The 23411-nt window shown below is 64.6% G+C and carries 18 protein-coding genes; 6 read left to right on the top strand and 12 right to left on the bottom strand.

The window, feature by feature from the left end; genetic code table 11:
• Nucleotides 1-18: 18 nt before the first annotated feature.
• Entirely contained in the window at nucleotides 19-1578 is a 1560-nt protein-coding gene (locus E2H86_RS00395) for a gamma-glutamyltransferase family protein (protein ID WP_243744009.1), read from the bottom strand.
• Nucleotides 1579-1783: 205 nt separating this feature from the next.
• Here E2H86_RS00395 and E2H86_RS00390 point away from each other — a divergent pair, with 205 nt between their 5' ends.
• Complete coding sequence (locus tag E2H86_RS00390) at nucleotides 1784-2971, top strand: MFS transporter (RefSeq protein ID WP_207955603.1); 1188 nt, start codon at nucleotides 1784-1786, stop codon at nucleotides 2969-2971.
• A gap of 67 nt (nucleotides 2972-3038) precedes the next feature.
• On the opposite strand, the gene E2H86_RS00385 is transcribed toward E2H86_RS00390, so the two are convergent.
• Together E2H86_RS00385 and E2H86_RS00380 are read right to left on the bottom strand one after the other, a co-directional pair.
• Nucleotides 3039-3767 (bottom strand): SDR family oxidoreductase, encoded by a 729-nt coding sequence (locus tag E2H86_RS00385; RefSeq protein ID WP_133323911.1) that lies wholly within the window; start codon nucleotides 3765-3767, stop codon nucleotides 3039-3041.
• Between the two features lie 139 nt (nucleotides 3768-3906).
• Nucleotides 3907-4905 (bottom strand): LacI family DNA-binding transcriptional regulator, encoded by a 999-nt coding sequence (locus tag E2H86_RS00380; RefSeq protein ID WP_133323910.1) that lies wholly within the window; start codon nucleotides 4903-4905, stop codon nucleotides 3907-3909.
• 268 nt (nucleotides 4906-5173) lie between these two features.
• On the opposite strand from E2H86_RS00380, the gene E2H86_RS00375 reads away from it, so the two are divergent.
• The 3 genes from E2H86_RS00375 to E2H86_RS00365 all read left to right on the top strand — a co-directional run bounded on the left by E2H86_RS00375 (nucleotide 5174) and on the right by E2H86_RS00365 (nucleotide 8789).
• On the top strand, nucleotides 5174-6772 hold the full coding sequence (locus tag E2H86_RS00375; RefSeq protein WP_133323909.1) for an FGGY-family carbohydrate kinase: 1599 nt from the start codon (nucleotides 5174-5176) through the stop codon (nucleotides 6770-6772).
• A gap of 70 nt (nucleotides 6773-6842) precedes the next feature.
• Nucleotides 6843-7694, top strand: a complete 852-nt coding sequence (locus tag E2H86_RS00370; RefSeq protein WP_133323908.1) for a LysR family transcriptional regulator — start codon at nucleotides 6843-6845, stop codon at nucleotides 7692-7694.
• 99 nt (nucleotides 7695-7793) lie between these two features.
• Entirely contained in the window at nucleotides 7794-8789 is a 996-nt protein-coding gene (locus tag E2H86_RS00365; RefSeq protein WP_133323907.1) for an aldo/keto reductase, read from the top strand.
• 135 nt (nucleotides 8790-8924) lie between these two features.
• On the opposite strand, the gene E2H86_RS00360 is transcribed toward E2H86_RS00365, so the two are convergent.
• The 7 genes from E2H86_RS00360 to E2H86_RS00330 form a co-directional block, all read right to left on the bottom strand.
• Nucleotides 8925-9983, bottom strand: a complete 1059-nt coding sequence (locus tag E2H86_RS00360) for a lipocalin-like domain-containing protein (protein WP_133323906.1) — start codon at nucleotides 9981-9983, stop codon at nucleotides 8925-8927.
• Nucleotides 9973-12432 carry an ABC transporter permease gene (locus tag E2H86_RS00355; RefSeq protein WP_133323905.1) on the bottom strand — a complete coding sequence of 820 codons (2460 nt, stop codon included), beginning with the start codon at nucleotides 12430-12432 and terminating at the stop codon, nucleotides 9973-9975. Before E2H86_RS00355 ends, E2H86_RS00360 begins: the two co-directional genes overlap by 11 nt.
• The gene (locus E2H86_RS00350) at nucleotides 12429-13088 is read right to left on the bottom strand and encodes an ABC transporter ATP-binding protein (RefSeq protein WP_133323904.1); all 660 of its coding nucleotides are present in this window, start codon (nucleotides 13086-13088) and stop codon (nucleotides 12429-12431) included. Before E2H86_RS00350 ends, E2H86_RS00355 begins: the two co-directional genes overlap by 4 nt.
• A gap of 82 nt (nucleotides 13089-13170) precedes the next feature.
• Nucleotides 13171-13956, bottom strand: a complete 786-nt coding sequence (locus E2H86_RS00345; protein WP_133323903.1) for an IclR family transcriptional regulator — start codon at nucleotides 13954-13956, stop codon at nucleotides 13171-13173.
• 66 nt (nucleotides 13957-14022) lie between these two features.
• On the bottom strand, nucleotides 14023-15480 hold the full coding sequence (locus tag E2H86_RS00340) for an amidase (RefSeq protein WP_133323902.1): 1458 nt from the start codon (nucleotides 15478-15480) through the stop codon (nucleotides 14023-14025).
• Complete coding sequence (locus tag E2H86_RS00335) at nucleotides 15477-16787, bottom strand: citrate-proton symporter (RefSeq protein WP_133323901.1); 1311 nt, start codon at nucleotides 16785-16787, stop codon at nucleotides 15477-15479. The genes E2H86_RS00340 and E2H86_RS00335 overlap by 4 nt, the downstream gene beginning before the upstream one ends.
• 87 nt (nucleotides 16788-16874) lie before the next feature.
• Nucleotides 16875-18050: a M20 aminoacylase family protein gene (locus E2H86_RS00330; protein WP_133323900.1), complete on the bottom strand. Its 1176-nt coding sequence runs from the start codon at nucleotides 18048-18050 to the stop codon at nucleotides 16875-16877.
• A gap of 297 nt (nucleotides 18051-18347) precedes the next feature.
• Here E2H86_RS00330 and E2H86_RS00325 point away from each other — a divergent pair, with 297 nt between their 5' ends.
• Nucleotides 18348-20102: an L-lactate permease gene (locus E2H86_RS00325; protein WP_133323899.1), complete on the top strand. Its 1755-nt coding sequence runs from the start codon at nucleotides 18348-18350 to the stop codon at nucleotides 20100-20102.
• A gap of 151 nt (nucleotides 20103-20253) precedes the next feature.
• Nucleotides 20254-22179 (top strand): hypothetical protein, encoded by a 1926-nt coding sequence (locus tag E2H86_RS00320; RefSeq protein ID WP_133323898.1) that lies wholly within the window; start codon nucleotides 20254-20256, stop codon nucleotides 22177-22179.
• Here E2H86_RS00320 and E2H86_RS00315 read toward each other — a convergent pair.
• Together E2H86_RS00315 and tolR are read right to left on the bottom strand one after the other, a co-directional pair.
• Nucleotides 22148-22963 (bottom strand): energy transducer TonB, encoded by an 816-nt coding sequence (locus E2H86_RS00315; protein ID WP_133323897.1) that lies wholly within the window; start codon nucleotides 22961-22963, stop codon nucleotides 22148-22150. The genes E2H86_RS00320 and E2H86_RS00315 overlap by 32 nt on opposite strands.
• Before the next feature lie 2 nt (nucleotides 22964-22965).
• Nucleotides 22966-23409: a protein TolR gene (gene tolR, locus E2H86_RS00310; protein ID WP_133323896.1), complete on the bottom strand. Its 444-nt coding sequence runs from the start codon at nucleotides 23407-23409 to the stop codon at nucleotides 22966-22968.
• Nucleotides 23410-23411 lie beyond the last annotated feature (2 nt).

Genomic DNA, 23411 nt, shown 5'->3' with positions numbered 1-23411 from the left:
TGCGGCAATCGGCGCGTATCAACTCGCCTGACCGAGGGCACTGCCCTGGCTACGAGGATCGTACGCGGCGGTCCGTTGGCCGCCCGGTTCGATGGCGATGACCCCGGCCAAGCCCATCAACGGACTGAGCGGCGGTGTGGTTTCGAGGGCGTGCCCACGCCTAGCCAATTCCTGCATAACGCTGGCGCCCACATCCGCCTCCAGCTTGAGGTTGTCGGTGCTGTCGAAAAAGCTCCGCCCGAGCAGGAAACGCGGCGCACGCAAAGCCGCTGCAGCAGGTTGCTGAAAGTCGATCAGCTGGCTGGCGATCACCATCTGGGTCTGCGGTTGACCATCCCCCCCCTGGGTGCCAAAGAACCAGCGACGACCGTCGTCACCCAGGTAGGCCGATGGGTTGAGCGTGTGTGCCGGGCGTTTGCCAGGCGCCCAGGCATTGACATGGCCAGGCTGTGAACTGAAGCCTGCCGCTCGGTTGTGCCAGAGGATGCCGGTATCACCCAGGACGCAACCTGAGCCGAAATCGTGGAAAAGGCTCTGGATCAGGCAGGCACTGCGGCCTTCACGATCACAGGCGGCCATCCACACCGTGTCGGCAGGTTGGCTCGGCTCGGCCCAGGGGGCAGCATGCTCTGCGTCGAGGGCTGAGGTGGGCTGCATCAGGGCATCATTGAAATCCCAACTGCTGCTCAGTGGATCATGCAACTGCTGGTTGCGTTGCAGCAGCCCCTGCTTGATCGCCTCGACCAGCAGGTGGTAGTAGCGTGACGAGCCATTTTCACCCAGTTCCTGGCTGTTCAACGCCGCCATGGCGCGCAGCGTGTACAGTCCCTGGCAAGGCGGCGCGACGTTGTACAGCCGGCCACCGCGGTAGCGTACGGAGATCGGCTCAGCCCAGTGCGCCTGGGTGGCGCGCAGGTCATCGACGGTCAGGCCGCAGCCCAGATCGGCGAACGCCGCACCGAAGGCTTCTGCCAACTCGCCTTGGTAGAAGTCTTGCGGCCCGCGCCGGGCTAGCTGTTCCAAGCTGTTGGCCAGTGCTGGCTGACGCAGCCGATCACCCGCCTGCAGCAAGCGCCCTTCGGTCTTGCACAGGGCGTGCAGACTGGGCAGGCGCTCGATCAGACTGGTCCGCTGGCCCTGCCAGAACAACTGCGATGCCGACACCTGCACCCCTTCACGGGCCAACGCCACTGCACCGCCAAGCAGATCGCTCCAGTTCATCCGCGAGCCCCAGTGCTCACTGAGGGCCTTGGCCTGTACCCAACTGGCCATGGCTCCCGCGGTCGTCGCGACCGAAGCGGGGCCGCGCAGACCGATTGTGCCTTGTTGTGGCAGGCGCGTGCCGGCCTGGCCGATCCCGATAATGGTGCGCACCTGGTCGTCGTGGAGCAGCCACAGTGCATCGCCGCCCACACCGGTCATGTGTGGATAGACCGCTGCCAGCACTGCACTTGCGGCCAACATCGCGTCGATAGCTGTACCACCGCCGTCCAGCACCTCAAGGCCTGCCGCGCTTGCAAGCGGATGCGGGGTACACAATACGCCGCCACGAGAGTGGGCAACCAGGGAATGGTCCATTGCTAGCTCCTTTTGATAGATTGCTAGCAATCAGCAAGGATCGTTCCCGAATGCACCTTGCTCCTGTCGGGAGCACTGCGAAAACACCTGCGTTATCACCTGGGACGCCTTGGCGTCGATGCCCGGATCGCTACCTCGACGGGCCCGGCGCGAAGCGTCTAGAATCAGCGCTTTATTGTTTCAGCGTATTACTTTGAGGATTCTGATGTCAGTTCATGAAGCGCCGCCGCTCACCCCTTCCAGGAGCACGGTGGCGAAGATGGAGGCCGCCATGGCCCTTGGAAGCTTCGCTATTGGCACCGGCGAATTTTCCATCATGGGTTTGATGCCCGATATCGCCCACAACCTGAACCTGACCGAGCCCCAGGTCGGCCACGCGATCAGCGCTTATGCCCTGGGCGTGATGGTCGGTGCGCCAGCGCTGGCCATCCTCGGCGCCAAGCTGCTGCGCAAGCACATGCTGCTCCTGCTCATGGCCCTGTATGCCATCGGCAACCTGGCCACCGCCATAGCCCCTTCCTACTTCGGCCTGGTGGCCTTCCGCTTCATCAGCGGCCTACCCCATGGCGCCTATTTCGGCATCGCTGCGGTGGTGGCCTCGAGCATGGTGCCCAGCGGGCAACGCGCCGGCGCCGTGGCCCGGGTGATGATGGGCTTGACCTTGGCCATGCTGCTGGGCAACCCGATCGCGACCTTCCTCGGCCAGTTCTTCGGCTGGCGCTCAGCCTTCTTGCTGGTGGGGCTGATCGCCGTGTGCACCATCGCTTCCGTCTGGCGCTACGTGCCCCAGCCCCATGACGAGGTCCGCAGCGACCCACGCAAGGAACTCCAGGCCTTCCGCCTGCCGCAAGTGTGGATGGCGCTGTCCATCGCTGCCATCGGCTTTGCCGGGATGTTCTGCGTGTTCAGCTACCTGGCCCCGACCATGCTGGAAGTGACCCAGGCTGCGCCTCAGTGGATTCCGTTCGGCCTGGCCGCATTCGGTCTCGGCGGCATCATTGGCAACATTGCCGGTGGCAAGCTCTTCGACACCCTGCAGTTCCGCGCCGTGGGCGTGGTACTGGTGTGGTCCACGGCAGTGCTGCTGTTCTTCCCGTTTGCCGCCCACAATCTGTGGTCGCTACTGCTGGGTATCGCCCTGGTCGGCACCATGATCGCCCTGGCCGCGCCGCTGCAGATCCGCCTGATGGACATCGCTCACGAGGCCCCCAGCCTTGCCGCGGCATCCAATCACGCTGCATTCAACCTGGCCAATGCCCTCGGTCCCTGGTTCGGTGGCATGGCCATCAGCGCCGGCCTGGGCTGGACCAGTACCGGCTATATCGGTGCCGCTACGGCATTGGCGGGCCTGGCCTTGTTCCTGGTTGCACGGCGTATGAAAGGCGGGGCGTGATTTCGCTCGGCATCACATGGTGTGATCCACGCCCTCGCCGATGGGCACCAGCCCGCCCTGGCGGGCTCTACATGTCGAAAGCCGAGGGCAACACGACCATGTCGCGAATGGTGACGTTGCGCGGACGGGTCAGCATGTACATCACGGCATCGGCCACCGCCTGCGGTTCGATCAACGTACCGTTGGCTTTGGCCTTGGCCAGGTTTTCCGCTGGCCAATCGGCCAGCAGCGGGCTCACCACAGGGCCAGGTGAGACGGCACCGACACGCACACCCTTGGTGTTCACCTGGCGGCGGACCGTCTGCACGAAGCAATTGACCGCCCATTTGGACGCTGAATACACCGGCTCCCAGGACACCGGAAAGTGCCCCGCTACCGATCCGGTGACCACGATGTCGCCGGTGCCCCGCTCGATCATGTGCGGCAACACATCCCGTACGTTTTTGATCACGGCATTGACGTTGAGGTTGAGCATGCGGTCGATGGCGGCCGGATCGGCTTCGGCAACATCGCCACCGAGGTAGCAACCGGCGTTGGCGTAGAGGATGTCAAGCTTGCCTGCTCGCTCCAGCACTCCCGGCAACAACGTCGCGCAACTGTCGGGATCGAGCAGATCAATGTGCAGCGGCACCGCTGCCTCTCCCAGGCGCTCGCAGGCCCGCGCCAATGCGGCCTCGTCGCGATCGACCAGCACCACGTAAGCGCCGGCGGCTATCATCGCCTCCGTGGTCGCCAGGCCGATACCGGATGCCGCACCGGTTACCGCCGCAACCTTGCCTTCCAATTCATTAGCCATTCGATGTCCCCTCGCCCGCGTTGCGGGTCGTTGATCTTGTTCTGAGAGAAATGTTGACGTTTACATTCCCGGGGCAAAAAACCCGAGCGAGGGCGACTTTATTGCCGCTTCGCTGCCAATGTCAACGTCTACATTCGTTTCAGGAATCCAGCCTGCCCTCAAGCACTCGATCGGTTAATGGCGCATCGGGGTCGTCGATCCTGCCCAGCAACAGGCTGATCGCTTCCAACCCCAACTGCACGCTGTCGTGACTGACGCAGGGGATCGGCTCGCCATAGATGCCGGCGTAATGCACGTGGTCGATGCTGAACAATGCAATGTCCGCCCTACCCAGCCCCTGCTCGCGCATCGCTTGCAGCGCGCCGAGGGTGATCAGCGCATTGAGGCCGTAGATCACATCGGGGCGCTTGCCTTGACGCAGGTACTCACCGACCGCCTGGTAGGCCGGCGCCTGGGTGTAGTCGCCATAAAGCACCTCCAGGGTTACCGGCTCGCTGCAACCGGCGAGCGCCCGCCGAATGCCTTGCAGGCGACGCAGCGTGATGTCCGAGTGTTCCGGGCCGCCCACCACCAGCAGGTGGCGGTGGCCCTGCGCCAACACGGCCATGGCTCCACGATAGCCGCTTTGTTCGTTGTCCAGATAAACCCCGGCGAACGGCGCGCCGGCCAGCTTGCGGTCGATCTGCACGACTGGAATCCCGGCCATCTCGAGTTTGCCGAGGTAATCCGGCTGGTAGCGCTCATCGTCCGATACCGTCGACAGCAGGATGCCTGCCACCTGGTAGCTGAGCAGTGTGTCCACGGCCCGCGCTTCGAGCTCCGCCGAGCCGTCGGTATCGAACAGCATCAGCGTGTAGTCACGCTTCTTGGCCTCGCGGGTAATGGCCTTGATGATCTGGCCATAGAACGGGTTGTCCAGGCTCGCTGTCACCAGCCCGAACAGCCGGCTTTCGCGGTTTTTCAGGTTGCGGGCGAAAGCGTTGGGCACGTAGTTGAGCTCGCGGGCGACCTTGAGAATCAGCGCCAGGGTTTCCTTCTTCACCTTCTCCGGCTGGTTGAGTGCGCGGGACACCGTGACCGTGGTCATGTTGACCCGGCGGGCGATGTCGGTAATGGTGGCTTTGCCTGCTGACTTCATGGCCGCTCCTTCTCGCGCTGGCTTGGTCGTGCCTCGATCAACGGGGCCTGGAAGGCCCGCTGGATGTTCGGGGAAGGCGTATTGTAATGGCAAAACCCCTGTGCTAGCTTGCGCCAATGTTGACGTTGACAACATGACGTGCTGATTGCCTGCAAACGCCCTCATTCCTGCCATGGGCGTTTTTTTGATCGATGAAATGTTAACGTCTACATTGCTCTATCCGAACGGGATTTCACAACAACAACCCAGGCAGAATGAGGCCTTGAGCATGACCTACGTGATCGGCGTCGATATCGGTACGCAAAGCACAAAAGCCCTGCTGACTTCGACCAAAGGCGCCATCCTGGCCCAGGCGTCGATCGCCTACCAGGTCGAACAACCTTATCCACTGTGGGCCGAACAATGGCCGGACGTATGGCTCGATGCCGTCCACGCGACCATCGCCGAAGTGGTCGCGCAAAGCCATGTACCTGCCAACGAAATCAAAGCCATTTGCGTCAGCAGCCTGTACGGTGGCTCTGGAATCCCGGTGGATGGCGACATCCGACCGCTGCACCCCTGCCTGATCTGGATGGATCGCCGCGCTACCGCCGAAACCGAGTGGGTTCGCCAGCACATCGATCTGGAACGACTGCAAGCCATCAGTGGCAATGGCGTCGACAGCTACCATGGCTTCACCAAGATGCTCTGGATCAAGCGCAACCAGCCCGAAGTCTGGGCGCGCACGCGATACCTACTGCCGCCCAACAGCTATGTGCAATATCACCTGACCGGCGAACTGGCAGTGGATCACAGCTCGGCCGGCAACATCGGCGGGGTGTACGACATTCGTACGCGCACCTGGTCGATCGAGTTGATGGATGCTTTGGGCATCGACCCGGCATTGATGCCGCAGCGGTTGGTCGATTCCAGCGAAATCGTCGGCGGCCTCACCCCGGCCGCCGCCACACGCCTAGGCCTGGCGCCCGGTACAGCGGTGGTGGCCGGTGGCGTCGATGCGGCCATGGCGACCCTGGCTGCCGGGGTGATCGAGCCGGGCAACCATGTGGCGATGATGGGCACCAGTATGTGCTGGGGCTTCATCAATCGGCAGACCGACGCCAGGCTGGGCCTGGTCAGCATGCCCTACGTGCACAACCCTGCCGATAACATCTACATGTTCGGTGGCGCCATCGCCACGGGTGCTTCGGTCAGCTGGTTCCGCGACCAGTTCTGCACACAGGAGAAACAGACGGCGGCGTTGTCGCCCGGCGTCGAGGTGCACCAGTTGATGGAACGCGAGGCTGCCAACACGCCGGCTGGCGCTGACGGCCTGGTGTTCCTGCCCTACCTGATGGGCGAGCGCAGCCCGGTCTGGGACGCCCAGGCCAGTGGCGCCTACGTCGGGCTGTCCTTGTTCCATACCAAGGCCCATCTCTACCGCGCAGTGCTCGAAGGCCTGGCATTCGCCTTGCGCCACAATATGGAGCGCGGGCAACAGGCAGCCGTGCGTCTGGACCCTGAGCTGATCGTGGTCGGTGGCGCCGCAGCGTCGGACTTGTGGATGCAGATCATCGCCGACATCACCGGCTACCCCGTCATGACCATCGAACAGGCCGTCGAAGCACCTCTGGGCGGCGCCATGCTCGCAGCACTGGCCATCGGCGAGATCAGCAACCTGGAACAGGTGCGGAACTGGCGGACCCTGTGTCCTCGTGCCAAGCCTGATCCAGCCAACCGGCGCACCTACGACCGGCTGTACGACGTCTACTGCAACCTCTACCCGGCATTGAAGCCGAGCATGCATGACCTGGCGCAACTACGCCAGGCTCCGCGCCCCTGCACTGCACCGCCATGCACCAAGGCCCCCGCCCCGATCGACGCGTGAGCCTGGCCCTGTCTGGCTGGCCTACCGAGCCCCCCATCAGTACCATGCGGGGGTACAACAGAGGCCAGCCATGTTCGATTGGGAAGATCTACGTCACTTCAACGCGTTCACACGCAGCGGTTCACTCTCGGCTGCTGCCAAAGTGCTGGGGGTCGACCATGCCACCGTCGCTCGACGCATCGCGGCACTGGAAGCGGCGCTCAACCTCAAGCTGGTGGATCGCCGCCCCAGGGCCTACGACCTGACCGAACAAGGCCATCGGCTGGCCGAACTGGCCGAGCAGATGGCGCAAGGTTCCTTCGCCGTTGAGCATTTCGCCAGTGCCGGTCAGCAACAAGTCGAGGGCGAAGTGGTGCTGTCGGCACCACCCGCCCTGCTGGGCAGCATCATCGCCCGTCGTCTGGGCGAGTTGTATCGCCGCTACCCACGCCTGCGCCTGCAGTTGGTAGGTAGCAAATCACGTGCGTCACTGGTTCGGCGCGAAGCGGACATCAGCGTAGCGTTGACCCGCCCCAGCGAGCCCACTTTGGTGGCCAGCCTGCTCGGCCAGCTGGACTACCGCCTCTACGCTGCCCCTGAATATCTGCGCTGCGCCTGTACACCGCGCTATATCGGCTACGATGCCTCCCAGGCGAAGTCGCCACAGCAGCAATGGTTGTTGGAACAGACCGGACACGCCCCCTTCGCCCTGCAAAGCAACGACCTGCGTATTCAGGCCCAGGCCGCCGCCGGCGGTATCGGCATCGCCTGTCTACCGGCGTTCATGGCCGAGGAACATGGTCTCGAGAGCATCGGTCCGGCCGAGCAGACCATGAGCATCGAGATCTGGCTGGCCGTGCACGAGGACGTGCGCAGCACTCCACGGATCAAGGCAGTCACCGATTTCCTCGGCCAGCAGGTCAAGCCCCTGCTGCGCTTGTGAATTTTTGCAGGTCAGCCCTGCGCCGATACGGAGTTTCCGCACCACCGCCGGGCGGCTACGCTTTACCGACCGCTGGAATACTCACTGAAGGAGACACCGATGCAGTACGTCAAGCTGGGCAACACTGGCCTGGACATCTCGAAATTGTGCCTGGGCTGCATGACGTTCGGTGAACCGGACGCCGGGACCCACCCCTGGACCCTGGGCGAGGCGGATAGCCGGCCGATCATCCGCCACGCGGTCGAGCAAGGCATCAACTTCTTCGACACTGCCAACAGCTACTCCGCCGGGACCTCGGAAATCATCCTCGGCAAGTTGCTCAAGGAATTCACCCGTCGCGATGAAACGGTGATCGCGACCAAGGTCTTCTACCCGGCCAACATGTGGGAAGGCAGCAATCGCCCCAATGAGCAGGGCCTGTCGCGCAAGGCGATCATGACCGCCATCGACGCCAGCCTCACGCGCCTGGGTACCGACTACGTCGACCTTTACCAGATTCACCGCTGGGACTACCACACCCCCATCGAAGAGACCATGGAGGCCCTGCACGATGTGGTCAGGGCGGGCAAGGCCCGCTACATCGGCGCTTCGTCGATGTATGCCTGGCAATTCGCCAAGGCCCAGCAGGTCGCCAGCAGCCATGGCTGGAGCCGTTTCGTATCGATGCAGAATTACCTCAATCTGCTGTACCGCGAAGAGGAACGGGAGATGATCCCGCTGTGCCTCGACCAGGGCGTAGGTCTGATGCCGTGGAGCCCCATGGCCCGAGGCCGGCTGACCCGCCCCAACGGCCTGCAGACCGAGCGTACCCGCACCGACATCTCTGGCCGCTCGTTCTATGAGAAAACCGAGACCGAAGATGGCCGGGTGATCGACGTGGTCGAGCAACTGGCGAAGGAGCGAGGAGTGCCGATGGCGCAGGTGGCACTGGCCTGGGTTTTGGCCAAGCGCGGCGTCTCGGCCCCCATTGTCGGCGCATCCAAGGCGGCACAGCTCGACGATGCGATCGCCGCACTGGACCTGCAGTTGAGCGTCGAGGACATCGCTCGCCTCGAAGCCCCTTACGTACCGCATGGGGTGACCGGTTTCAAGTGAGACCGGTCGCCAGCTTAATAGCATCGCCAGGGATGTGTAGTGCCGCCGATATCGAGCGCCGCCCGCGCGGCGCTTGATATCGGCGGCACTGCAACTCCCAAATGAACGCTTCGCCAACACTCCGCGAACCTATTCTCAATACCCCGTCATCTCCAAGTATCCCTGCCCACCGCCACTCACCCGCACCGGCCCTTCCCAATAAGGAAACCGCGTCCCCATCCAGGCCTTGGGCTCGATCGCTTCGACCTGCACATCCACCTGCACCGAAGGCACCTGCACCCGCCAGCGGGTAGGCACCTGCTTGCCGTTGTCCTGCCGTGTCCAGGCCAAGGGGGTGAGTTCGACCTCGCTGCCTAGCAGCGCCCTCGCCTGCCCCTGAGGGTCGATCCAGGTCCCGGCCCGGTATGGCGCGCCCTTGTCCTCTCGCACCTGGAACAGCATCAACTTGGCACCGCGGGCCAAATGCAGGGAAAACCAGTCCCAACCGCTTTGCCCGGCTGCCAGTGGCTGGCTGCTCCACTCCCGGTCGAGCCATGCCTGCCCGGTCACGGCAATACGCTGCCCATGGCGCTGCACTTCGCCGCGAACCCGATAGAACGGCTGGCTGTAGTAATACGACGCCTGGCCCTTGCCGGACTTCTCGCTATAACCCTGGGCGCCATGCAGCACCAGAGGACGGTCGCTGGCCAGGTCCAGGTCGTAGCTGAAACCCTGACCGTTGGCGCGCATGCGCAACTGCTCGATACCCGACTGGCCCTGCAGCGACCAATCATTGATCCAGGCGTGGAACGGCTGGGCCTCGGCGCCGGCCTGGCCGATGCCACCGCGGGCCAGGGTCTCGCCGACCTGATGGCCGCCTGGACCGGTCAAGGCCGCATGCCCCATCCACAGGTTTGCGCTGCTCCACCCGGTCGTCTGCGGACCGGCACGCAAGGCCGAGCGGAACAGGGTCCATTGCACACCCCAATCGCGGCCCTGGGCATCCTTGAGATTGGCCGTGACATACCACCATTCGATGCGATAACCGTCATGGGCGGCATGGTCGCGCGGGAATACGAGCGCTGTGTTGGGCACCACCTGCTTGAACGCAGAGGCATCGGCACCGAGCCCGGCATAGCTCTGCGGTGCGGGCGCTGGCGGGTCGCACGCGGCCAGCAACAGGCACGTGAGTAACAGCCAGGGTTTAACGTTCATCGCTGAACTGCCGCAACAAGTCGCTCGGCTGGCGGCGAGCCAGTTGCCACAGCGGCCAAGCACTGGCGAGCAGGCTGGTCAACAGGCCCAGCGCGGCCAGTTGCAGCAGTTGACCAGGAAACGCGTGCCAGGGTAAGCGCCAACCGAAGGCCTGCACATTCACCACGGCCACCAGGCACCAGGCCAGCAGCAGGCCCAGAGGAATGGCCAGCAGCACGGTGAAGCCGCTGAGCAGCAGCATCTGGCCAAGGCTCAACCACGCCAGCCAACGGCGCGGAACGCCCAGTGCCCACAGCGGTGCCAACTGGCCCAGTCGCCGTTGGCCCAACGTCAATTGGCTGATGAACAATGCCACCCCGGCTACCCCCAGGGTCAGGCTGTTCAATGCCGCAGTCACCGCGAAGGTCCGGCTGAACACCTGGGTCGACCAGGCTTTCAGGCTGGCCTGCTCGACCAGTTGGTTATCGTCCAGCGGGAAACGTTGCTGCACCTCGCGCTTGATGGATTCGACTTCACCGGGGCGGGCCAACACGCTCAAGCCCGTCAGGCTGGCGCCCGGTGCGTGGTGGCGCAACCAGTCGGCGTTGAGCAGAACATGTCCCTTGGGGTTGCCGTAATCGGCATAGATGCCGACCACATTCAGTTGCTGAGGTGGTTCGCTCGGCAAGGCGATGCGATCGCCGAGCCAAATCCCGAGGCGGCGCGCCAGTTGTTCGCTGAGCATGGCCCCTCGGCCCGATGCCAGTTGGCCCCAGGCCGATGGCGTCTGTTCCAGCAGTGGCCAATGTTCGCGGTAGAACGCATGATCCACCACTCCCTGGACCTCCACCGGCCAGTGTTCCAGGCGCCATTCCACTCGCCAACTGGGCAACACGCTGCGCACAGCCGGATCTTGCCGCAACCACTGCACTATTTGCTCAGCCTGGGCGCTGTCGCGCGGACTGACATAAAGGTCTGCGGCCAGGCGTTGATCCAGCCAGCCAATGAAGGTGCGCCGGAAACCTTCGGTCATGCCGCCCACACCAACGCTGGCCGCCAATGCCAGCAATAGCGCCATCAAGGCCAAGCTCAGCGCGGGCAACTGCTGGCGGCTGTCCGCGACAAACCATTGCGCCAACGGACGCCGGCAATGCCGTGCCACCCTGCCAAGCAGTGCTGCCAGCACACCGGGCAGCAGCAATGCAGCTGCCAACAGCAGTGCTGCAAGCATGGCGAATGCGCTGGGCAAGCCGTTACCCAATTCAGCACAGCCCCAGGCAATCATCAGCAACACGATGCCAACCACGGCCTGGCGTTTCAGCCAGGGTAATTGCGCCAGGCGCCAGGCCTGTGGCTGCGCCAAGGCCAGCAACGGCAGGCGTGCGGCACGCAGCAGGCTGTCGCAGCCGGCAAACAATGCGCCGAGCACTGCCACACCAATGCCGCCCAGCCACCACCCCAACGGTAGCTGCAATTGCCCTGCGACCCGCGCGCCATACAAGCCTTGCAGGCTAGAGGCGACGTCCGGCAGCAACAGGGCCGCCAGCCTATATCCCGTCAGCAGCCCCACGCAGCCACCAGCCAGGGCGAACAGGCCAAGCTCCAGGGCCAATGCGGCCAAGAGCGTGAACAGGCTGACGCCACAGGCACGCAAGGTGCGGATCAACCCGCGGCGCTGCTCCAAGGCCAGGCCGATGGCGGCGTGGGCGATGAACAGCCCGACCACGAAGGCCAGCAGGCCCAATGCGGTGAGGTTGAGGTGAAAGCTTGCGGTCAGCCGCTCCAGGTCACCGTCGTCGGTTGCGGACAGTACCTTCAGGCGAGCAGCGATAGCCTCTGGCAATGCTCGCTCGGCACTGCCAATCAAACGCGATAGCTGTCCAGGCGCGTTGAGCAGTGCCTGTGCGTGACCGATGTCGACGACGATGACCCCTGGCGCCAGCTGTTCGCTCAAGATCAGCGGCGGCAAGGTCTGCCCGTCTGGCGTCTGCGGCTGATCGCCAACCTTTCGGCGCAATTGGCGCAGGGTGTCCGGTCCGATCCAGGCTTGCCCCGGCGCCCCGATGAACGCTTGCAGGTCGAACCCCTGCGTACCGGCGCCGGCCACCGACATGCCCGGCAGCAGACTCAGCGGCTCTATGCCGATCAGCCGCAGACTGATCTGCGGCTGATCGGCGATACGCAGGCGGCCTTCGAGCACTGGCGTCACCTGCCAGCCTTGCTTGCGCAACTGGACATACAACGCCTGGTCGAAGCGCTGGCCGTCGCGGGCCACGATCTGTGGTAGCGCGGGTCCCGCCAGCACCGCCCGGGCCTGGGCGTAGTCGCTGCGCGCCTGGGTGTTGAGTGCTTGTACGCCGGTCCACAATGCAGTGGCCAGCCACAAGCCGGTGAAGATACCCAGGCATTGCAGGCGATGGCGCCACCAATGGCTGCACAAGGCCTGCAACGTGATGCGCAGGGTACTCATCGACGCTTCACCTGGCCGTTGTGCAAGACACAGCGCTGTTCAAGCCGGGCCGCCAAGCGTTGGCTGTGGGTGACCATCAAGAGGCTGCTGCCGGCCTCGGCGACCAACTGCAACAGCAGGGCCATCACCTCATCGCTACTGGCCTCGTCGAGGCTGCCGGTGGGTTCGTCGGCCAACATCAGCGCGGGTTTGCTCGCCAGGGCGCGGCCGATGGCGACGCGCTGCTGCTGGCCACCAGACAGTTGCTCGGGATAACGTTGCAGCAGCGATGCCAAATCCAGGCGCTGCGCCAGGTGGTCGATCCAGGCGGGATCGTGGCGGCCGGCCAGACGCGCCTGGAAGGCAAGGTTGGCTGCCACATCCAGGCTGCTGATCAGGTTGTACTGCTGGAACACCAGGCCGATGCCCTCGCGACGCCAACGAGCCAGAGCGGGCTCGCCATGGCTGTCCAGGGGCCGCCCGTCGATCAGGATGCGGCCGCTGTCGGGGCGGTCGAGTCCGGCCAGCAGGTGCAACAACGTGCTCTTGCCACTGCCCGACTCGCCCATCAGGGCCAGACTGGCACCGGCAGCGAGAGTCAGGTCGACGCCGCGCAAGACATCCAGCGGGCCTTGGGCGGTGGAGAACGACTTGTGCAGCTGTTCGACGACCAGCATCGGAGGGCCTTTTTGTCAGGATCAGACACTAGGCATAGCTGGTGATGCCGCTTGGGGGCAAGTGAGTCGTGCTCTGTACTGGCTAGCCAACCAGGGCATGCTGCACCTGCGCCACTGTCTGTTCCAGACTGCCCAGGTGCAGGCTCAGCACCCGCTCCACCGGCGCCTGATCCAACGGCCAATGCAAGGCGATGCTCCCGGCCAGCCGCCCCTGCACCCGCACCGGCAAAGCGATTGCCCGGATCAGGAACGGCAAGCGAACCGGGTACTCCCAATACCCCTCGGTGCGCTGCCCAAAGCCTTTGTGCCCGTCCTGCTCGATGTCCCGCAAGGCCGCGTCCCCGGCCTGCCGCTCTTGCGCGGCGAGGCGCTGCACCTCGTCCACGGCCAACTCCTTCAGGCACGCCCGGCCCATGGCCGAGTGGAACAAGCTGGCATGGTGCCCAACGATCTGGCAGTTGTTCGGGTAGCGCTTGCGCAGTATCTGGGGAATCGAGCTTTCCATCACCTCGAGCCGCTCGCCGTCGAAACACGACAGATCGACCACCAGCCCGGTGCGTTCGCTGAGCTCCAGCAGCAACGGTGCCGCGCGCTCGACCAACTCGCGCTTGAAGCGCTGCTGGCTGTCGCCGAACAAGCGCTTTGCACACAGGCGGTAGCGCCTGTCGCTCAAGCCGCGATACACCCAGCCTTGCTCCTGCAAGGTGGCGAGCATGCGCGATACCGTCGCTTTGGGTAGCGTAGTGAGGTAATGCAACTGCTCCAGCCCCAGCGCTTGATGCTCGCCGAGCAGCTCGACGATGGCCAGCGCTCGCTCCACCGAGCGCACGCTGCCACTGTCTGCAGCCCCGATCCTGGTAGTGCCCATTGTTGACCTCCCTGGCATGCGTGGATGGTCATCTTGCCCAGCAAGATACGGGCCTGACTAGCGCGATCAATGCGGTTGCAGGCTTGCCGGAGGGCAACGCTCGACCCAACGGGTGAGTCGTTCATGGGCATGGGCCAGCTGCAGCACCGCGTGGTCGGCCTGCGCCGGGCCTATGATCTGCAGGCCCATGGGCAGCCCGGCAGCATTGAAACCGACCGGCACGCTCATGCTCGGCAGCCCGGCCAAGGTCGGGCCGATGACCACTTCCATCCACCGGTGATAAGTGTCCATTGCCCGCCCCCCGACCACCTTCGGCCACGTCGCGGTTGCGTCGAAAGGGAACACCTGGGCCGAGGGCAGCAGCAAGAAATCGTAACGCTCGAACAGCTTGCGCAACGCCTGGTACCAAGCACTGCGATCCAGCGAGGCCCGATAAACAGCCGCTGCGCCCAGGTGCAAGCCGCCTTCGACTTCCCACTGTGCCTCCGGTTTGAGCAGCGCGCGCGTGCCAGGATCGGCATAGGCCTCGGCCAGATTGCCATGCACCAGAAAGTGGCGGTGGGTGAGCCAACATTGCCACAAGCGAGCCAGGTCGAAGTCGGGCTGACATGCCTCGACACTGCAGCCGAGCTCGGCAAAGTCCGCCAGGGCGGCTTCACACAAGCCCATCACGCCCTCATCCATCGGCAGGTAGCCAGCGTAATCGCCCAACCAGCCGACCCGCACGCCGTTGAAGTCGCGCGCCAGGTTAGCGGTGAAATCAATCGCGCCCTGGCCTTGCGAGAGGGGGGCACGTGCGTCGAAGCCCGCCTGCACCGTGAGCAGCCGTGCCACATCCCGCACACTGCGCCCCATCGGCCCTTCGGTGCCCAGTTGCTGCAGGAACAGTTCCGCTGTCGGCCCATAGGGCACGCGGCCCTGGGACGGGCGCAGACCGAACACGTTATTGAACGCTGCCGGGTTACGCAGCGAACCCATCATGTCGCTGCCATCGGCCACCGGCAGCAGACGCATGGCCAGAGCCGCCGCCGCACCACCACTGCTGCCTCCGGCCACGCGACTGGGGTCGTAGGCGTTGGTGGTGGTACCGAACAAGGTGTTGTAGCTCTGCGAACCCAGGCCGAACTCCGGCACATTGCTCTTGCCGACGATAATCGCACCACTGGCCCGCACCCGCGCCACGCTGATCGCATCCGCCGATGGCACATGTTCGGCGAACAACGGCGATCCGAGGGTGGTACGCAGGCCGGCGGTCGCGGCCAGATCCTTGATCGCCTGGGGCATCCCATGCATCCAGCCCCGCGACTGCCCCGCCGCCAACTCCCGGTCGCGCTCACCGGCCTCGGCCAGCAGTGCCTGGTCGTCGCGCAGGGACACCAGGGCATTGACCTGCGGGTTGTAGCGCTGGATGTGCCCCAGATAGGCCTGCATCACTTCGCGACACGAGAACTGGCGCGCATGGATCGCCTCGGACAGGGCCTCGGCACCGAGGGCGACGATAGGATCGATGTCTAGCGCTTTCACGGTTTCACTCCAAGGTTGAAGGCAGCGGACTTGCCGGCCCGCGGTGCTTCTTTCAGGCAATAGGTGCCCAGCAGCGTCAGCAGGCAGGCGAACAGGACATAGAACGATGGTGCGACCGGGGTCCCGAGGACCTTGCTCAACCAGGTGACGATCAGCGGCGCGAAGCCACCGAACACCATCACCGCCACGTTATAGGCCACCGACACGCCGGTGGAGCGCACCGCCACCGGAAACTGCTCGGCCAGTGCGGTTGGCGCCGGTCCGAAGAAGCCGCCGATGGCGGTACACAGCAGCAGCTGCATCACCAGCAGGCGTTCGATCGAGGGCGCCGCGGCCACCCAGACATACAGCGGATAGACCATGATGAAGAACACCAGGGTGAACGCCATCAGCACCGGCCGCCGACCGAGCCGGTCGGACAATGCCCCAGCCAGGGGAATGACCACGGTCATCAGCCCGACGGCGAGCATCTGCACCAGCAGTACCTGGTCCAATGGCAGGCCGAGATTGGTGTGGGCGAAGGTCGGCATGTTCACCAGTACCACGTAGAACGATACCGTCGCACCGCAGGCCAGTCCCATGGACACCAGCAGGCTGCGACGATGCTCGCGCAGGACCTGCAGCAGGCTCGGTGCCTGGCCTTTGGCCTGCTGGCGGGCATCGAGGAACTCCTCGGGCTCTTCCATGTACTTGCGGATCCACAGCCCCACCGGACCGATCAGCAGCCCAACCACGAACGGCACGCGCCAGCCCCAGCTGGCCAGGGCTTCGGGGCTGCACAGATGGGTGACCAACGCGACCATCGCCGCACCGCTGAACACCGCCAGGCACTGCCCTACCAGTTGCCATGAGCCGTACAGGCCTTTGCGATGGGCCGGTGCGCTTTCCACCAGGAAAGCCGTGGCGCTGGCGTATTCACCCCCGGTGGCGAAGCCCTGGAGCATGCGCGCCACCACGATCAGTAACGGCGCGCCCATGCCGATGGCGAGGTAGCTAGGGGCGAATGCGATCATGGCGATGGACAAGGTCATCAGGCGAATGATCAGTTGCATCGCCGCCTTGCGCCCCTTGCGGTCGGAGTACATGCCCAGCAACACACCGCCCACCGGACGCATGAAGAAGCCGACGCCGAAGGTGGCCAGGGCCATCAGCAGCGAAGCATAGGCATCGTTCGAGGGGAAGAACTGGCTGGCGATGATGCTCGCCAGAAAGCCGTACACGATGAAGTCATACCACTCCAGCGCGTTGCCGATGACCGCCGCGACCACTTGCCGGGTACGCGACGCGCCTGTATTGGAATTCTGCATGGGGAACACTCCATCCATCTGTTGCGTTCAGGTGATCGCCAGGACGCGATTGCGCCCAGGCGCCAGCGGCAGTCGTCAATGCAGGGGTCAGGCCGGCTCGAGCCAGCTCTCGGTCAACGCACCCCAGTAGGCAGCGCCGATGAGCAGGATGTCGTCGTTGAAGTCGTAGGCGGGGTTGTGCACCATCGGTCGCTGCACACCATTGCCGATGAACAGGTAGGCTCCCGGACAGCGCTGGAGCATCCAGGCGAAGTCTTCGCTACCCATCAGTTTGCGGGTGTTGCCATCTACCGCATCGGCTCCCAGCAGTTCGACTCCGACCTTGTGGGCAAAGGCGTTCTCTGCGGCGTGGTTGACCAGTACCGGATAAGCCGGACGGTGCTCGATGTGTGCGCTGCAGCCGAAGCTTTCGGCCTGGGCCGTGATGATCGCGCGTACCCGTTCCAAGGTCTGCGCCCGGACCTGGGCGTCCAGTGCGCGCAAGCTGAGGCGTAGCAGTGCCTGCTGGGGAATGACGTTGGCCGCCTCCCCGGCCTGCAAGGCACCCACGGTGACCACGGCCGCTTCCTGGGCATCGATGTTGCGCGCCACCACGGTCTGCAGCGCCATGACCACGCTGGCTGCGGCCACCAGTGGGTCAACCGTCAGATGGGGCATCGAACCATGGCCGCCAACCCCCTCCAGGGTCACGGTGAGCAGGTCCTGAGAAGCCATCATCGGCCCTTCGCGAAAGCCCAGATGCCCCGCCGGCAACCCCGGCATGTTGTGCATGCCGAACAGTGCATCGCAGGGAAAGCGCTCGAGCAAACCATCGGCCAGCATCGCCTCGGCACCGCCCTGCCCCTCCTCTGCAGGCTGGAAGATCAGCGTCAACGTGCCGTCGAACTGGCGCGTAGCCGCCAGGTAACGTGCTGCGCCGAGCAGCATGGTGGTATGACCGTCATGACCGCAGGCGTGCATACAACCCGGGTGCTGGCTGCTATAGGCCGTGCCGGTGGCCTCATGGATCGGCAGCGCGTCCATGTCGGCACGTAGGCCCAGCGAGCGCGTGCTGCTGCCGTTGCGCAGTACGCCGACCACGCCGGTCCTGCCGATGCCGGTGTGCACTTCATAGCCCCACTCTTTCAGCAAGCGGGCGACCAGTGCCGAGGTGCGGCTTTCCTCGAAGCCCAGTTCCGGGTGCGCATGGATATCGTGGCGGATGGCGTGCAGGTCGCTGGCCACATCATTCAGCCAGGCCAGGATGTGCTGATGTCGCAACATGGTGTCTCTCCTCGCGCGGGTGGGTCCCGTTCTTGTTGTTCGCTTGGGATCACGACGGTTCAGGCAGGTCGTGCTTGTCGACAGATAAGCGCGAGTGGCTGGGCAGCACAATCGAATGTGGTTCCGCACAGCGGAACCTGTCGATCCTGGGCAGGCCCCTGTATGGGACAAGCCCGCACGATTAAGGCTTGAGCTCGGGCCCACACGCACAAATCCTTCCTATACTCCCCCTGGCATTTTTCCCTGCAGTCTGCCGAAAAATCGCGATACCTCAGATAACAACAAACGAGGTGGCAAATGGTCTGGCAGCAAATCTACGATCCCTTCGCAAGTCCCTGGCTCTCCACCGTCATGGCCGCCGTCCCGGTGGTGGTGATGCTCGCGGCGTTGGCCTTCTTCCACATCAAAGCCCATATCGCCGCGTTGCTCGCCCTCGGCTCGGCGTTGTTGATCTCGATCCTGGCTTTCGGTATGCCCGCCAACATGGCAGGCTCGGCGGCGCTGTACGGTGCGGCCAACGGCCTGCTGCCGATCGGCTGGATCGTGCTCAACATCATATTCCTGCACCGCCTCACCACCGAGAACGGATCGTTCAAGGTGCTGCAGGATTCCCTGGCACGCATTACCGACGACCGGCGCCTGCAGTTGCTGCTGATCGCCTTCTGCTTCGGTGCCTTCTTCGAGGGGGCGGCGGGCTTCGGCACGCCGGTGGCGGTGACCGGAGCGATCCTCATCGGCCTGGGTTTCTCGCCATTGGCGGCCTCGGGGCTGGCGCTGATCGCCAACACCGCTCCCGTGGCCTTCGGGGCGCTGGGCACGCCGATCATCACGCTGGCCAAGGTCACCGGCCTGGACGAGATGGAGCTGTCGGCGATGGTAGGCCGACAGTTGCCATTCTTCTCGGTGATCGTGCCGTTCTGGCTGATCTGGGCCTTCGCCGGCTGGCGCAAGATGCTCGAGATCTGGCCGGCGATCCTGGTCGCCGGGGTCAGCTTCGCGATCCCGCAATTCCTGGTTTCCAACTTCCATGGCCCGATGCTGGTCGACGTCATCGCGGCGCTGATTTCCATGGCCTGCCTCACCGGCTTTCTACGGGTCTGGAAGCCAGCCACCGTGCACACCTCGGCAGCCCTGACCGGGCGTGTCGACAACTCCAAGGTGGAGGCCGACGATGGCCCGAGCGCGGCGGCTACTCCCCAAACCGATCAGCGCAGCGTGTTGAAGGCGTGGATGCCGTGGATCATCCTCACGGTGTTCGTATTCGCCTGGGGCACCGCCAGTTTCAAGAATCTGTTCGACACCCGCCCGATGCTCGACCCGGCCAGTGGCGTGGCCATGCTCGACCCCCAGGGCAAGCCGCTGCGCGAAGCCAACCCGGTATTCGCACCGGTGTTCACCTTCGACGCGATCCACCAGCAGATCGAGAAAGTTCCGCCGGTGGTCGCCACGCCGAAGAAGGAAGACGCCCAATACAAATTCACCTGGTTCACCGCCACCGGTAGCGGCATCCTCCTCGCCGCGATCCTTGGCGGGTTGCTGATGGGCTATTCGCCGCTGGGACTGGCGCGGCAGTACCTGCGCACCTTATGGGTGGTGCGCTATTCGCTGATCACCATCGTCGCCATGCTTGCACTTGGCTTCCTGACTCGCTATTCCGGACTGGATGCGACCATGGGCCTGGCGTTCGCCGCCACCGGGATCTTCTATCCCATGTTCGGAACCCTGCTTGGCTGGTTGGGGGTAGCCCTGACCGGTTCGGATACCGCCTCCAACGTACTGTTCGGCGGTCTGCAACGGGTCACTGCCGAGCAGTTGGGGTTGAGTCCGATCCTGATGGCGGCCGCCAACAGCTCTGGTGGCGTGATGGGCAAGATGGTCGATGCACAATCCATCGTGGTCGCTTCCACCGCCACCCGCTGGTACGGTCACGAGGGCGAGATCCTGCGCTACGTGTTCTTCCATTCGGTGGTCCTGGCGATCCTGGTCGGTGCGTTGGTCACCTTGCAGGCCTATGTCGCGCCGTTCACCTCGATGGTGGTGGGCGCCGGTTGAGCCTGTCCCCGACCTCGATGAGCACCGCGCCAGGCGCGCGATGCTCATCGAGGTCCTCCGCCCGCTCCGGCGCACACCGCTCGGCGAATAAGCGGCTAGGCTTTAGCGCGGCGTCGACCCATCAACACTGTGTGCGCATGAGCGAAAACCTATGACAAGACCCCTTGCCTTCACGCTGTGCGCATTCGCCGGCCTCGTCCAGGCAGCCCCCATGGACTGGGGCGATGTGCGCGATGGCAGTCTCTACCTGCAACCCAGCCGCGCCGACACCCTGCATGTCAGCTGGGTGCCGGCCTGGCAAACCAGCGCCAACGAAGAACATCTGTACCTGCTCGATGGCCACGGCCAGCTGCGCGCCGAGCGCTTCATACCCGCCAGCGAAGGCCGCGGCGTGCAGGATTGGCCGCTGCCAGCCAGCCACAGCAGCTATCGCGTCGAAGTACCGGGCTACAGCTTCAGGCGCTACCGCTTCGAGCACGACGACAGCACGGTGGCCCTGTTCGAACCGGCCAAGGTGCACTTCAGCGCCGAGGTCAGCCGCGGAACCGAGTTGTATTTCAAGGTGGCGGCAGGTGAGCGTGCGGTGCTCGCCGGCAAATACTTCGGCGGCGTGCGCGCCATGCAGGCGCAGCGCCTGGGCGATGGCAGGCAGCTCGAACTGAAACTCACGCCCTATCCCCAGTACCCGCGGTTCGATCGCCTCGACCTGCCGGTGTCCGACCAGGACCAGATCTGGCGGCTGCGTCTGCAAGGCAGCGGCAAGGCGGCCTTCTGGCTCGATGGCAGCGCCAACCTGTTCGCCCAGCGTCCGGACCACCTGCAAGCGCTACGTCAGGAGGACGGCCAGACCACGCTGACCCTGCACGCTGAACGGCTCGGCCCCACCCCGCACCTGGGTGTCGCCCTACCCTACGTGCTGCCGCCAGCCGAAAGCTACGCCGCCCTGGATGCCCTGCAACCCAAGGCCGGAGGCTTCTACAGCTCGGTCGACATTCTCGCCGCACGCCCCCACTACGAGGATGCGTTCCGGCGCTTCTACCAGGAACGTGCGGGGATCTATCAGAACATCACCTTGCTCGCCGCCAGCGGCCGCAAGGCCGACCTGGCCATCGACCAACAGAGCTTTCAGGGCCTTGACGCCTGGCTCGCCGGCACGGTGGCGTTGGGCGGCAAGGGTATTCATTACCTGTCCTTCGCCGACGAGCCCAACTACAACTATCCCGACTACGCCACCTACAAGGCCTTCTTCGATGCGATGTACCAGCGCGTGCGGGCCTACCCCGGCGCCCGCGAGGCCGGTGTACGCATCGCCATGCCGGCCAGTGCGCGTTTCGTCAACGGCCCCTTCACCACCCAAGGCGGACAACGTCGCGGTATCGACTGGGCCAAACGCATGCTGCAGGAGGCCGGCCCACAGATCGATGCCCTGGCCTGGCACGAATGGATGATCCGCGACCTGTTGGCCACCCGCGTGTACCGCGACAGCGTCAGACGTGCCGCCGAGGTCGTCGGCCTGGATGCCAATGGCCGGCCGCGCAAGGCCTTGCTGCTCGACCAGACCAATATCTCCAGCGGCGGCAGCGTCAGCCCCTACGACCAGGAGACCCATTTCGCCTCGCTGTGGTGGGCCTCGGTGGCGATCAACTCGGCCCAGGACGGCCTGCTGGACATGCTCAACTGGTTCCAGGCCGCAGACGATCCGCACCACCTCAAGGGCATGATCCGCATGCCATCGCCCAATCGCTTCGAACTCAAACCGGTGGGCCTGGCCCAGCAGTTCATGCAGGCGCACTGGCTGGACCAGGTACAACGCATGGACAACACGGCCTTCGAGGTCGACGCCCTGGCCATGGCCCGCCAACAGCAGCGCAGCATTCTTGGGGTGAACAAAGGCACTCGTCTGCAGCACGTCAAGCTCGAGGGCGCCTTGGGTGCCTGCCCGGCGCTGAGCCTGTTCGGCCCCGACAGCCGCAGTCGCACGGTGCAGCCGGTGTGCAGCGGCGGCCAAGTGGCTTTCGAGTTGCCGGGCGAAACCCTGTTCGCCCTCAGTTGGCAAGCGACTGAATCCGATAGGTGAAGGTGTTCTTAACATTGGCCACTGCCACCGCCTGACCGTCCACCACCCGAGGCTGGTAGCGGAAACGCTTGGCCGCCGCCAGCGAGGGTTTGATGAACAGCGGGTGGCAGTTACCGACGATCTGTGGGTCGGCGACCCGCCCTTGGGCATCGACCGTGTAGACCACGGTGCACTCGCCTTCGATGCGGCGGTCCAGCGCCCGCTGCGGATAATCCGGCGCCTGTTTGGCAATCGGCAGGTATTGCCGGCTTGCCGCTTCGGCTTCGGCCCGGGCGCGTGCCGCAGCAGCGGCCTGACGCTCTGCTTCGGCCTGGCGGGCCTGGGCCAGGCGCTGCTGCTCCAGCCGCGCTTGCTCAGCCTTGGCCTGCAACGCCTGTTGCGTGGCTAACTGCTCACGGCGCTCGGCCTCCCGCCGCACCTGCTCGGCCCGCTGCTGGTCGCGCCGCGCCTGTTGTACCCGCTTGCGGGCCAGTGCTGCCTCGTCGACCACCGGCGTGGGTGTCACTGGCTCAGGCTTAACCACCGGCGAAGGTTCGGCGACCGCTGTCGGCGCAGTTGCCTCCGGCACGGGCAAAGGCGCAGGGGCCGGCTTGGGCAATTCAACCAACTGCGTCTGGATGACCGCCGCCGGCGCCGGCGGCAACTCCGCTGGCTGCGACAGGTTGAACAACAGGTAGGCAAGCCCGGCATGCAGGGCGATTGCGCTAGCCAAAGCAGCGCCATGTTCACGCCAGGCAGGCCAGCGCAGGGACAACGGGGGTTGGGCGAAGCTCAGACTGGTCATGATCAGGGCGCCTCGGTGATCAGGCCCAGACGGCCCACGCCGCCGCGCTGCAGCTCGGCGATCCCGGCCACCACCGCGGCATAGTCGGTGTGCTGATCGGCGCGCAGGTATACCTGGGTCTGCGGGTCCTCGGCGACGATGGCGGCGATCTTTTCACGCATCTGCGCGGTATCCACTGCGCTGTCGGTCTGCCCAGTGGTGTCCACTTCGCTGCCAAGGTTCCAGTAGTAGCTGCCATCGGCCTTCACCGACAAGGTGACGATGCGCTGCTGGTTCGGTGTAGGCAGGGCCTCGGCGGCCACCTTAGGCAGCTCGATCTGCACGCCCTGTACCAGCATCGGAGCGGTGACCATGAAGATCACCAACAGCACCAGCATCACGTCGATGTAAGGCACCACGTTCATTTCGGCTTTCACGCCGTGCTTGCGAACAGGTTTGACCAGCATCA

This window comes from Pseudomonas putida (assembly GCF_004357765.1).
Lineage (GTDB): Bacteria > Pseudomonadota > Gammaproteobacteria > Pseudomonadales > Pseudomonadaceae > Aquipseudomonas > Aquipseudomonas putida_U.
This window is presented reverse-complemented; position numbering and strand designations above follow the sequence as displayed.

Bases quoted from the DNA above. Each gene is read 5' to 3' on its own strand.
- E2H86_RS00375 (WP_133323909.1), top strand. From the start codon at position 5,174: ATGACCTACGTGATCGGCGTCGATATCGGTACGCAAAGCACAAAAGCC.
- E2H86_RS00345 (WP_133323903.1), bottom strand. From the start codon at position 13,956: ATGGGCACTACCAGGATCGGGGCTGCAGACAGTGGCAGCGTGCGCTCG.
- E2H86_RS00325 (WP_133323899.1), top strand. From the start codon at position 18,348: ATGGTCTGGCAGCAAATCTACGATCCCTTCGCAAGTCCCTGGCTCTCC.
- E2H86_RS00390 (WP_207955603.1), top strand. From the start codon at position 1,784: ATGTCAGTTCATGAAGCGCCGCCGCTCACCCCTTCCAGGAGCACGGTG.
- tolR (WP_133323896.1), bottom strand. From the start codon at position 23,409: ATGCTGGTCAAACCTGTTCGCAAGCACGGCGTGAAAGCCGAAATGAAC.
- E2H86_RS00385 (WP_133323911.1), bottom strand. From the start codon at position 3,767: ATGGCTAATGAATTGGAAGGCAAGGTTGCGGCGGTAACCGGTGCGGCA.
- E2H86_RS00360 (WP_133323906.1), bottom strand. From the start codon at position 9,983: ATGAACGTTAAACCCTGGCTGTTACTCACGTGCCTGTTGCTGGCCGCG.
- E2H86_RS00370 (WP_133323908.1), top strand. From the start codon at position 6,843: ATGTTCGATTGGGAAGATCTACGTCACTTCAACGCGTTCACACGCAGC.
- E2H86_RS00315 (WP_133323897.1), bottom strand. From the start codon at position 22,963: ATGACCAGTCTGAGCTTCGCCCAACCCCCGTTGTCCCTGCGCTGGCCT.
- E2H86_RS00330 (WP_133323900.1), bottom strand. From the start codon at position 18,050: ATGTTGCGACATCAGCACATCCTGGCCTGGCTGAATGATGTGGCCAGC.
- E2H86_RS00365 (WP_133323907.1), top strand. From the start codon at position 7,794: ATGCAGTACGTCAAGCTGGGCAACACTGGCCTGGACATCTCGAAATTG.
- E2H86_RS00355 (WP_133323905.1), bottom strand. From the start codon at position 12,432: ATGAGTACCCTGCGCATCACGTTGCAGGCCTTGTGCAGCCATTGGTGG.
- E2H86_RS00320 (WP_133323898.1), top strand. From the start codon at position 20,254: ATGACAAGACCCCTTGCCTTCACGCTGTGCGCATTCGCCGGCCTCGTC.
- E2H86_RS00350 (WP_133323904.1), bottom strand. From the start codon at position 13,088: ATGCTGGTCGTCGAACAGCTGCACAAGTCGTTCTCCACCGCCCAAGGC.
- E2H86_RS00395 (WP_243744009.1), bottom strand. From the start codon at position 1,578: ATGGACCATTCCCTGGTTGCCCACTCTCGTGGCGGCGTATTGTGTACC.
- E2H86_RS00335 (WP_133323901.1), bottom strand. From the start codon at position 16,787: ATGCAGAATTCCAATACAGGCGCGTCGCGTACCCGGCAAGTGGTCGCG.
- E2H86_RS00380 (WP_133323910.1), bottom strand. From the start codon at position 4,905: ATGAAGTCAGCAGGCAAAGCCACCATTACCGACATCGCCCGCCGGGTC.